We start from the raw sequence: 11,831 nt of genomic DNA on the forward strand, positions 1-11,831 counted from the left end.
ATTTATTATACAGAAATAGGGGCAATAAATTCTTAAATTCACTTTACTTAATAAAAAATAAAAAAATATTGTATGAAAGGAAACCTCACTTTTCTGAAGTGAGGTTTTTTGTAGTAACGAAGTAATAGTGAATAAAACTAATTTTAAAAGTAATTTAAAATTAAACTTTTTATAAAGCAACAGATGCTCGTTCATAATAGTAGTATAATAGTGAATGAGGTGTTAATAGAATGGAAGATAGAACGTTAGGTTTATTACTAGATGTTGTTGGGGAACTATTTTCAGATGAAATTTCAATTGCTGTTTCGAATACGAAAGAATATATTTACTATCGGCCAAGTAAACGAATTGATTTAAAGATTAGTGTCGGGGATCCTATAAAGGAAGGAACGATTGCTCATAAAGCGATGGTGATGAATCAAAAAACCTCTGAGTTTATTAATCGGGATGTTTTTGGTATTCCTTATCATGGAATGGCTGTACCATTTTCAAACAATGGAAAGCTTGAAGGGTGCGTGACGGCAATTTATCCAGCTTTAACGGATGGAAAGTCAGTTGTTACTTTAAAAACAACAGACGGCTGGATTCCGGTTCCTTTTTCAAAGGTTATGTATTTAGAGGCTAAAGATAAAAAGACGTATGTGAATTCAGAAGAGTTATCAGGAACACATAAATACTCTCTGCAAGAATTCGAATACTTGCTTCCGAAAGATTCATTTATTAGATGTCACCGTTCGTTTATTGTAAATGTTAATCATATTAAAGCGATTTATCCTGATACCCATTCTACTTTTGTACTTTCGATGGATAATGGTGAGAGAGTACCAGTTAGTCAATCATACGCTAGTTATTTCCGTAAACTTCTAGGATTCTAAATTTTTCTGCTTTAGAACCTAGATTTGCTGTTCTGTCTGAATTTTCGGCATTGTATACTAAAATCCCTATTTTGATAGTGTTAATGTGTAAAATAATTATGAATATTCAATGAGAGAGGGATTACATATGGAGAACAATTTAGATAGAATCAGAGATCAACGTCTAAAAGATCGGGTAGTTACACCTGAAGAAGCAGCTTCCTGGATTCAAAGTGGAATGACTTTAGGCTTAAGTGGGTTTACACGTGCAGGTGATGTAAAAGCAGTCCCATTTGCGCTTGTAAACCGAGTTAAGAATGATGAATCTTTTAAAGTAAATGTTTATACTGGGGCTTCTTTAGGATCGGATGTAGACAAATTATTTGCTGAGGCAGGAATTTTAGGGAAAAGATTACCTTTCCAAGCTGACGCTACTATGCGAAAAGGAATTAATAACGGAGACTTTTTATTTGTGGATCAACACTTGTCTCATACAGCAGAGTTACTCCGTGCTGACGTTCTGGATATAGATTTCGCTATTTTGGAAGCGGTTGCGATTACAGAGGACGGAATGATTATTCCAACCACTTCAATTGGAAATTCCTTAGCGTTTTCCTTAAATGCTAAGTCTATTATTATTGAAATGAATATGGCTCAATCCGCGCAATTAGAGGGGCTACATGATCTATATGAACCAGGTAAACAAGGGGAGAGGCTTCCAATTCCGCTTGTGAAAACAGATGACCGAATTGGAACAATCGGTATTCCAATTGATCCTGAAAAAGTAAAGGGAATTGTGTTTACGAATCAATTGGATTCGCCATCGACAATTGTTCCTCCGGATGAAGAAACTGTTATTATGGCACAGCATTTAATAGAATTCCTTCGAGAAGAAGTCAAAGTAGGCCGATTAACAAATCGTTTAGCGCCGTTACAATCAGGAATTGGTTCAGTGGCTAACGCCGTATTGCATGGAATGTTAGATTCAGAATTTGAAGATTTAGAAGTATATTCCGAGGTTTTACAAGATGCAGTTTTTGATCTTATGGATGCTGGAAAAGTCAATTTTGCTTCTTGTTGTTCTATCACGCTTTCTGAAGAGAAAATGCAACAAGTATTTTCTAACTTTGAAAAATATCGTGACAAATTAATGATGCGTCCACAAGAGATTTCCAATCATCCTGAAATTATTCGTCGCCTTGGATTAATCTCAATTAATACTGCATTAGAATTAGATATATACGGAAATGTTAACTCTACTCACGTTTTAGGTACAAAAATGATGAATGGTATTGGTGGGTCTGGCGATTTTGCAAGAAATGCTCGCCTAGCTATCTTTGTTACTAAATCGATTGCGAAAGGTGGTAACATTTCAAGTATCGTTCCTTTCGTTTCTCATGTAGACCATACTGAACATGATGTAGATGTTATCGTCACTGAACAGGGATATGCCGACTTAAGGGGACTTGCGCCAAGAGAAAGAGTGGAACTTATTATTGAGAATTGCGCACATCCAATGTATCGTGAACAGCTACGAGCTTATTACGAAGAAGCAAAAATAAGAGGTGGACAAACTCCTCATATTTTAGAAAAAGCTTTTTCTTGGCATACGAACTATGCTAAAAATGGAACAATGCTTGAAGCGGTAGTAGAAACTGTATAGGTTTGTATCGTACGAAATAGTAAAACGAATGAGTGAGCTTGAAGATTAAATTTTAGAAAAAGAGAACGCCAACTTTTAGGGATGGCGTTCTTTTTCTTTAAAAAAATTGTTGAAAATCGTACTGATTATAATAAAGATTTATAAAATCAATTTCTATTTTATGGAAATTAAAGGTTTTTTTGAAGTGCTTTCCGAATCAATTTAGTAGTGTACATATTGAAAGTGAGGAAAAAGAATCATGAAGATAAGAGAAGCATTATTAAGTGAAGCAAATGAATTAAGTGAACTCGCACTACATTCAAAAGCAACGTGGAATTATAGTGAAGAATTCATACTTGCTTGTAAGGAAGATTTAACAATTACGGAAGAGTACATAAAAAATAATTTTGTATATGTTTTAGTAAACGATAATGCGAAGATTGGTTTTTTCTCATTTTTACGTAATGATAAAGCTCTCGATTTCTTGTACATTCATCCTCATTACAAAGGAAAAGGTTACGGGAAAATACTTTGGGAGTATGTAATAGAAAAAGCCAATGAACTAGGATTAAAAAGTTTTACAATTGATAGTGATCCGAATGCAAAAGGATATTACTTGAAAATGGGAGCACAGTTAATAGGAGAGACACCATCAACTATCTTTAAGGGGCGTGTACTGCCTCTTTTGAAATATGATGTGTAAAACTATTAATAGTAGGGGAAGATTAGAATGGATGATGTAAAGGAAAAAAGAATATATGAAGCACTAATAACATCGTGGTCGATTGAAACGAGTTCAAAGTGGACAATTGAAAACCCAGCAAAGGGACAATGTGGTGTTACAGCTCTTGTCGTTCAAGACATATACGGAGGAGAAATTAAAAAGACAAAAGTAAGAGAGGTATGGCACTTTTATAACTTTATAGATGGGCAGAGATTTGATTTTACAGAGACTCAATTCAATGGGAAATTGAATTATATGGATGAAAAGTCAAATCGGGAAGAAGCATTTGCAGATACAAATGAAAAGCAATATAACATTTTGAAGGGAAAAATAACGAAAGAATTAAAATTATCTTTTGACTCTTAATCTTTAATAAGTTACTATAATGGTGGTAACTTATTAAAGGGAACTTCATAGAGTTGAAAGGGGAAATACTTTTGAAAACAACTTATGTAAACGCTACAATTGTAACGATGAATGAACAAAACGAAGTGATAGAAAATGGATATATCATTGTAGAAAATGATCAAATTATAGATGTAAAGAGCGGAGAATTCGCTAATGAATTTGAAGTAGATGAAGTAATTGACATGAAAGGAAAGTGGGTTTTACCAGGGCTTGTAAATACACATACACACGTTGTAATGAGTCTCCTAAGAGGTATTGGAGATGATATGTTATTACAGCCATGGCTTGAGACGAGAATTTGGCCACTGGAAAGTCAATTTACTCCCCAAATTGCGGTCGCTAGTACGGAATTAGGATTACTTGAGATGGTGAAAAGTGGTACAACATCATTCTCTGACATGTTTAATCCAATTGGAGTAGATCAAGACGCAATTATGGAAACGGTATCAAGGAGCGGGATGCGAGCTGCTGTTTCAAGGACTTTATTTAGCTTCGGAACGAAAGACGATGAAAAGAAAGCGATTGAAGAAGCTGAGAAATATGTGAAGCGTTATTATAAAGAAAGTGGCATGTTAACTACGATGGTTGCACCACATAGTCCATATACATGTAGTACAGAATTGTTAGAAGAGTGTGCTCGTATTGCAGTAGAGAATCAAACAATGGTTCATATCCACCTTTCTGAAACAGAGCGTGAAGTACGTGATATTGAAGCACAGTACGGAAAACGTCCAGTAGAATATGCAGCGAGCTGCGGATTGTTTAAACGCCCAACAGTTATTGCACACGGTGTAGTATTAAATGATGATGAGCGTGCATTTTTAGCAGAACATGATGTTCGAGTAGCACATAACCCAAATAGTAATTTAAAACTAGGTTCTGGTATAGCGAATGTAAAAGCGATGCTAGAAGCAGGAATAAAAGTAGGAATTGCAACAGATAGTGTTGCATCTAACAATAATTTAGACATGTTTGAAGAAATGCGCATAGCGACTTTATTACAAAAAGGTATTCACCAAGATGCAACAGCATTACCAGTTGAAACAGCTCTTTCTCTTGCGACAAAAGGAGCTGCGGAAGTAATCGGGATGAAACAAACAGGGTCACTAGAAGCTGGTAAGTGTGCTGATTTTATTACGATTGACCCGTCTAATAAGCCGCATTTACAACCAGCGGATGAAGTGTTATCACATCTTGTATATGCTGCTAGTGGAAAAGATATAAGCGATGTAATTATTAACGGAAAACATGTCGTTTGGAATGGCGAATGTAAAACGTTAGATGAAGAGCGTATTATATTTGAAGCAAGTCGTTATAAACGAGGTCTGCAAAGATAGATAATTATGTGGCAGTTGAAAAAGCTATCCTTTTAAAAGGATAGCTTTTTTCTTGAACGAATAAATATTCAAAAGAATGTCGCATCTTTCTGTTAGTATTTCTGCTATAATATATTACGCTTTATAATATTTTATATTTAAGGAGAACAACTCATGAAGCGAAAAAAGAGCCATTTAATGGTAATGGCACTTGTTACATCTTTATTATTAACAGCTTGTAATAATAAAGCGAATAAAAGTGATACAGAGGTTAAAAAACAAGTGTTAAATGTAACAGTATCAGAAGAAATTCCTTCTCTGGACACTGCGAAAACAATGGATGGTACATCAGCCCACGTTATGCAGAATATATTTGAGGGGTTATATGTATTAAATGATCAAGATCAGCCTATTCCAGCAGTAGCAAGATCGTTTAAAAGAAGTGAAGATGGTAAGAAATATACATTTGATTTGCGTAAAGATGCAAAATGGTCAAATGGAGACAGTGTGACAGCAAATGATTTTATATTTGCATGGAAACGTGCAATTAATCCTGAAACGGCATCTCAATATGCATACATGCTCTTTTATGTGAAAAATGCGAAAGAGATTAATAAGGGAACAATGCCTCTTGATGCACTTGGGGTTAAAGCAATAAATAATTATACGTTAGAAGTTGAACTCGAACAGCCAGTTCCGTATTTTTTACAGTTGTTAGCACTACCTATATACTTACCACAGCATGAATCATTTTTGAACGAACAAGGAAACAATTATGCATTGGAACCTAGTAATCTCATATATAACGGTCCATTTGTATTAGAAAAATGGCAGCATGAACAAGAGTTTCAATTAAAGAAGAATGCTACATATTGGGATCGAAAGAAAGTGAAATTAGACGAAATAAACTTTCATATCGTAAAGGATACAATGACAGCTGTAAATTTATATGAAGCTGGAGATTTAGATCGAGTACCTATTAATTCGCAAGTTGTAGACAAGTATAAAGGGAATAAGGAATTACATATGTCGAGTGATCCTGGAATTGCTATGCTTCGTTTTAATGAAAAAAATACCGCGTTAGCAAATAAAAAGGTGCGTCAATCTATTTCATTAGCGTTAAATAAAGATGATTTCGTTGCTCACTTTATTAATAACGGAGCAAAACCTGCAAGTGGACTTGTACCAGTTGGTCATGTAAATGAAGTGACTGGTAAAGATTTTAGAAAAGAAAATGGAGATATTTCCTCATATGATTTGCAAAATGCAAAAAAACTTTGGGAAGAAGCGAAAAAAGAGCTTGGGGTAGAACAAGTAAACCTAGAGTTCTTAACGTTCGAACAAGATAATGCAATACGTATGGCAGAATATATAAAAGGTGATTTAGAGAAGAATTTGCAAGGGTTAACGATACAAATTAAACAACAGCCATTTAAGCAAAAATTACAGTTAGAACAAATAGGTGATTACGATATAACTATGGCAAATTGGGGACCTGACTATAAAGACCCAATTAGTTATTTAGAGTTATTTACGACAGGGAATCCGAATAATAAAATGAATTATTCTAATGTTCGTTACGATGAATTAATAAAGAAAGCGAAAACGGATTTTGTACTAGATACGGAAAATCGATGGAAAGCGTTGCGAGAAGCCGAGCAGGTATTATTAGAAGATGCTGCGGTGGCGCCGCTTTATCATATTGGCTCAGCATATGTACAAAAGGATTATGTAAAAGGAATTGAAAAGCATCAATTTGGTGGTATTTATACTTATAAGAATGCTTATATTGCTAATGAATAAATACAAAAAACCTTACTTTTTAAAAGTAAGGTTTTTTACACATGAATTCTATTAAACCGATTTTAATAAAGCGTAAAAATTCGTATCATATGGGATATCATCTTGATACATATAATTTTTTAGAACTCCTTCTTTTTCAAAACCTAGTTTTAATAGCACTTTATTGGAAGCTTCATTTTCAAGAAATACAATTGCCCCAATCCGCTTTAAATGAATCGTATGGAAACCGTATGATATAACCTCAGAAACAGCTTCAGTCGCATATCCTTTTCCCCAGTGTTCAGGCAAAAAGGCATAACTTATATTGGCTCGTTTATGCTCAGAAGACCAATCGTGAAAACCAATGGTACCGATGAGTTCTTTCTTGTCTTTTAATTCGATTCCCCATTTTATACCGTTTCTTGCATTGTAACTCAACTTAAAGTTATGAATGATTTGTTTCACTTGATCAACATCTTGTAACGGTTTTTGGCCATAATAGCGCAGTACATTAGTATTAGAAAAGCATTGTAGTATACGCGGTGCATCTTCTTCGGTAAGTTCTCTTAAAATAAGTCTTTCAGTTTTTAATAAAGGAAACATATTTTCGCTCCTTTTCACATGAAAATAGAATGTATTTGTTATTATATAATTTAATCTGAAAATAAAGATTATTCAAGGTGTAAGGGTAGATTTGATTTATGATAAACTTAGATGTGGAATATATTTCAAAAAAGAGGTTTGGAAATGGAAAAAAATTCAATATTAATTGTAGATGACGATAAAGATATTATTCAATTTATTAATGTGAATTTAAAACAAGAAGGTTTTAAAGTTTTTAGTGCTCATAACGGAGAAGAGGCTTTAGAAATAATAAATAATAACAGTATTCAACTTGCTATTTTGGATATTATGATGCCTCAAATGGATGGTATAGAACTTTGTAGAAGGATTAGAGAGAAACATAGTTTACCAATTATGTTTTTAAGCGCGAAATCATCGGATGTAGATAAGGTAATTGGATTTAGTACTGGGGCAGATGATTATATTGTGAAGCCGTTCAGTACAATTGAATTTATCGCAAGAGTGAAAGCTCAATTAAGAAGGTATACATATTTCAATCAAAATGCTCCCCAAGTAATGGAAAAGAAAATAAATATTAGAGGTTTAGAAATAGATGAAGTGTCGAGAACAGTAATGTTATATGGAGAAAGAATCAATCTTACGAAAACTGAATATGATATTTTACACTTAATGGCAGCTGCAAGGAATCGTGTGTTCACAATTGAAGAAATATATGAGAGCGTTTGGAACGAAAGAGCCTATGAAAGTAATAATACAGTAATGGTTCATATTGCAAGATTGAGAAATAAAATTGAAGAGAATCCAAAAGAACCGAAGTTTATTCAAAATGTTTGGGGAGTCGGATATAAAATTGAAGATTAAATCATTACAAGGCATTAGAGCTAAGTTTTTTATCGCATTCATATGTAGCATCTTGTTAGCGACTGTAAGTATAATAGTGTTTCAAATTTTAGTTGGAAATATATATAGTCAGGTTAATGTTTTAGAGGAAAAATATTCATTTTTATATTTTATAGTTTTTTTGATTTTTACTACAACATACTTTGCATGTATGACAAAAACACTGATGAAAAGGTTGTCTCAAATTAACAAGAACGTGAAGGAAATAAGTGACGGTAATTTTGAAATACATATACCTATTTTGAAAAATGACGAGATTGGTGAACTAGCGGCAAATGTTAATAGAATGGCGAAAAGCTTAAAAGAGTCTATCGAGAATGAAAAAAAATCACAGGAAATGAAAAATGAAATGATTAGTAATATTTCTCATGATTTACGAACGCCAGTAACATCTTTAATCGGTTATGCGGACCTGTTAGGAAATAAACTTCATTCGAATGGAGAGGAATGTGAACAGAATGTAAGTATATTAAAGCGAAAAAGTTATGAATTAAAACATCAAATAGATGATTTATTAGAATATTGTCAAATAAATTATAGAGAGATTGAATTACATAAAGATGAAGTAGATATGAAAGCATTAATTGAACAAATCATGATTGACTTTGTACCACAATTAGATGATGCTAATATGAGCTTTTATATTAAAAGTGATGAAGTGCTGCATGTAGAAGTTGATGTAGCACTTATAGTGAGACTATTTGAAAATGTAATAGGTAATAGTATTATGTATGGAAAAGATGGAAAGGAAATTGCAATTGAAATTTCCAATAAAACAATGAATGTTGAAGTAGAAATTAAAAATTTTGGACAATGCATTCCGAAAGAGGACCTTCCTTACGTTTTTGAGAAATTTTATCGTAGTGAAAAATCACGTAGTTCTCATACGGGCGGGAAAGGAATAGGACTTGCAATTTCAAAAAGTATAGCCGATCTCCATCAAGGGGATATCACTGTACGTAGTAACGATAAAGAAACAGTTTTTACTGTGAAATTACCGCAGTATAAAAAAGTAAGAAAGTCGTAAGTATTTCTTTTATATGTCGTAATTTTTACTTTGTATCATTGAGAAAAAGGATATGAGAGTAGGGACGCGACATGTGGAAGGCATTTTTATTAGTAATTATAGTTTCTTTTTTAATTATAAGTTGGATCTTAGTTTATGTAGCTAATGGTGTTACATCAGTTTTTGTTTGGTGGAGTATACAGGCTTTTAGTTTTATTTCAGTTTTCCTCTTGGTAGGATCAGTAATAATATTTTTTTGGAAAGGCATTTTTAGAAAGCGGATAGATAGAACGCTATTTTTAATCATTCTGTTTTCTATCATTGGAGCTTGGCCTGTCGGTTGGTTTGCTAATATAGGTAGAATTGCTTATCCAGCAGATATACAATCTATGAGTCCTAAAGCAGTAGTTCGTTTTCCTTTGAATGAGCGAGCATTAATAGGTTGGGGTGGTGATCGGTTAGAAATGAACTATCACGTTATAAAACCAAATGAAAGGTGGGCATATGATATTCTCATTCCACCTGCTGAAGTGAAAAGTAGTAAGTTAGAGGATTACGGAATATATGGAGCGAAAGTAATGGCACCAGCTTCTGGGACGGTTGTATCAATTAATAATAATGAACAAGATTTAGTTCCGGGATCGGATAATTTTCAGTCAATGGCTGGGAATCATATTTATTTACGACTAGATGAAACGGGCACATTTTTAATTCTTGCCCATTTAAAGAAAGGATCAATTAATGTGAGAGAAGGACAACATGTAAATGAAGGAGAATTTCTTGCTCAAGTCGGTAACTCAGGAAGTTCAAGTGAGCCGCATTTACATATTCATCATCAAAGGCAAGATCCGTCCAAGGTAAGTATGTTTTTTGCGGAAGGATTGCCACTTTACTTTCGAACTGAAAATGGTGTCATGATGCCGGAAAGAGGGACATACACAAGTGGTAACTAGAAGAAAATCATTTCATCCAAAAAGGGTACTCCAAATTAAAATTGGAATACCCTTTTTTCATTACCCTACAAATGTTTGATACAGTAAGAAGATATTTAAAACGATAACGAGTGCTGCAATTATCCAAGCGATAAATGTTGTTATACGGTGGTTAACGAGTGCACCCATAATCTTTTTGTTACTTGTAAACATAATAAGTGGCACTAGTGCAAATGCAATACCGAATGATAAGACGACTTGGCTCATGACTAGAGCGTAAGTTGGATTTACACCTAAAGCGATAATAACTAATGGTGGAATCATTGTAATAAATCGGCGTAAGTATAACGGAATATGCATGCGAATGAAACCTTGCATAATAATATCACCCGACATTGTACCGACAGAAGAGCTAGATAGTCCTGCTGATAAGAGCCCAATTCCAAACAAAGCAGCTGATACAGGACCTACTAAGTTGGTAAATTGAGTGTAAGCAACATCTAAATCTTCAACGTGCAAGCCGTTTTTAAAGAATAGTGCAGCAGCAACAATTAACATACTTGCATTAATTGCTCCAGCAATAACCATTGCAATAATAATATCGATAAATTCGAAACGAAAAATCTTTTTCTTTTGTTCGTCAGTTGTTCCGACCACACGGCGTTGTGTTAATGCAGAATGCAAGTATATTGCATGCGGCATAACTGTCGCACCTAAAATCCCTGCTGCAAGTAATATACTGTCTACACCTTGGAATTTTGGAATAAATAGTCCTGAAAGAAGGGGACTTAATTCTGGTTTTGCATAAAAAACTTGAATCCCAAAAGCAATTACTACAATGAAAATCATTCCTGTAATAATAGCTTCTAGTGGACGAAATCCTCTACGTTGAAATTCAAGGATAATAAATGATCCGGCTGCTGTAATTAAAGCGGCAGGTAGCATCGGGATTCCAAATAGTAAGTAAAGCCCCAATGCAGCTCCAATAAATTCCGCTAAATCTGTAGCCATAATAACTAGTTCACCTTGTATCCATAAACCGATAGACACAGGCTTTGGAAAGTTTTCACGAGCTATTTCGGGTAAATTGTTTCCTGTAGCAATTCCTAATTTAGCTGATAAAGTTTGGATTAATACAGCCATTAAGTTAGAGGCGAGTATAACCCATAATAGTAAATATCCATATTGTGAACCAGCTGCGATATTTGTAGCAAAGTTGCCAGGATCAATATAAGCAACGGACGCTATAAAAGCGGGTCCTAAAAATGGTAACAGTCTTTTCCAGCCTTTTGTTTCTCCACTTAAAGCTAAGTGAGCTGATTGTACGGTTGTACTTTCAGAAGGGAGATGTTCATCTTTTGTTATATCTTTATTCATAGTAGTTTTCCCCTTTAAAATGTTAACTTGATGAAATTATTGTATTTATTCTTACTCATTATTTCAATACATTTAGATATGTTATATGATAATTTCATTTGAACACGAAAGTTTCCTTAATGCAAATTATATGCCTTTATGCAATGGATGGTGTGATAACGTAAAATAAATTGGGAGTTTATGGTGTGATGACGTGGGGAAACATAATAAATTAAAGGGTCAATTTTGAAATTTATGTGAACATAAAGCCGATAATCCAGCATATTAATTGATGGAATTGCATTTGTATGATATATAATATATTG

Annotated in this window: 11 protein-coding genes; 9 read left to right on the forward strand and 2 right to left on the reverse strand. The window is 33.9% G+C overall.

Annotated features, from left to right (window positions below; translation table 11 throughout):
- Positions 1-230: 230 nt before the first annotated feature.
- The 6 genes from ACTFN4_RS09950 to ACTFN4_RS09975 all read left to right on the forward strand — a co-directional run bounded on the left by ACTFN4_RS09950 (position 231) and on the right by ACTFN4_RS09975 (position 6,747).
- Entirely contained in the window at positions 231-875 is a 645-nt protein-coding gene (locus tag ACTFN4_RS09950) for a LytTR family DNA-binding domain-containing protein (protein ID WP_000390209.1), read from the forward strand.
- 127 nt (positions 876-1,002) lie between these two features.
- Positions 1,003-2,517 carry an acetyl-CoA hydrolase/transferase family protein gene (locus tag ACTFN4_RS09955; protein WP_000429812.1) on the forward strand — a complete coding sequence of 505 codons (1,515 nt, stop codon included), beginning with the start codon at positions 1,003-1,005 and terminating at the stop codon, positions 2,515-2,517.
- A 238-nt stretch (positions 2,518-2,755) separates the two neighbouring features.
- On the forward strand, positions 2,756-3,199 hold the full coding sequence (locus ACTFN4_RS09960; protein ID WP_063219840.1) for a GNAT family N-acetyltransferase: 444 nt from the start codon (positions 2,756-2,758) through the stop codon (positions 3,197-3,199).
- Positions 3,200-3,226: 27 nt separating this feature from the next.
- Positions 3,227-3,586: a YunG family protein gene (locus tag ACTFN4_RS09965; protein ID WP_063219841.1), complete on the forward strand. Its 360-nt coding sequence runs from the start codon at positions 3,227-3,229 to the stop codon at positions 3,584-3,586.
- Between the two features lie 53 nt (positions 3,587-3,639).
- Positions 3,640-4,965, forward strand: coding sequence for a bifunctional S-methyl-5'-thioadenosine deaminase/S-adenosylhomocysteine deaminase (locus ACTFN4_RS09970; protein ID WP_153019414.1), 1,326 nt, complete (start codon positions 3,640-3,642; stop codon positions 4,963-4,965).
- Between the two features lie 153 nt (positions 4,966-5,118).
- Entirely contained in the window at positions 5,119-6,747 is a 1,629-nt protein-coding gene (locus ACTFN4_RS09975; protein WP_439962253.1) for a peptide ABC transporter substrate-binding protein, read from the forward strand.
- Positions 6,748-6,798: 51 nt separating this feature from the next.
- On the opposite strand, the gene ACTFN4_RS09980 is transcribed toward ACTFN4_RS09975, so the two are convergent.
- A complete protein-coding gene (locus tag ACTFN4_RS09980) occupies positions 6,799-7,329 on the reverse strand; it encodes a GNAT family N-acetyltransferase (RefSeq protein ID WP_000484220.1) in 531 nt (176 codons plus the stop codon).
- A gap of 144 nt (positions 7,330-7,473) precedes the next feature.
- On the opposite strand from ACTFN4_RS09980, the gene ACTFN4_RS09985 reads away from it, so the two are divergent.
- From ACTFN4_RS09985 to ACTFN4_RS09995, 3 genes are all read left to right on the forward strand, one after another.
- Positions 7,474-8,172 (forward strand): response regulator transcription factor, encoded by a 699-nt coding sequence (locus ACTFN4_RS09985; protein WP_000414517.1) that lies wholly within the window; start codon positions 7,474-7,476, stop codon positions 8,170-8,172.
- Positions 8,138-9,238, forward strand: coding sequence for a HAMP domain-containing sensor histidine kinase (locus tag ACTFN4_RS09990; RefSeq protein ID WP_439962254.1), 1,101 nt, complete (start codon positions 8,138-8,140; stop codon positions 9,236-9,238). The genes ACTFN4_RS09985 and ACTFN4_RS09990 overlap by 35 nt, the downstream gene beginning before the upstream one ends.
- A 71-nt stretch (positions 9,239-9,309) precedes the next feature.
- The gene (locus tag ACTFN4_RS09995) at positions 9,310-10,170 is read left to right on the forward strand and encodes a M23 family metallopeptidase (RefSeq protein WP_000265298.1); all 861 of its coding nucleotides are present in this window, start codon (positions 9,310-9,312) and stop codon (positions 10,168-10,170) included.
- Between the two features lie 60 nt (positions 10,171-10,230).
- On the opposite strand, the gene ACTFN4_RS10000 is transcribed toward ACTFN4_RS09995, so the two are convergent.
- On the reverse strand, positions 10,231-11,526 hold the full coding sequence (locus tag ACTFN4_RS10000; protein WP_001030679.1) for an Nramp family divalent metal transporter: 1,296 nt from the start codon (positions 11,524-11,526) through the stop codon (positions 10,231-10,233).
- Positions 11,527-11,831: the final 305 nt, after the last annotated feature.

The organism is Bacillus cereus group sp. MYBK95-2, from assembly GCF_051915225.1.
GTDB lineage: Bacteria > Bacillota > Bacilli > Bacillales > Bacillaceae_G > Bacillus_A > Bacillus_A cereus.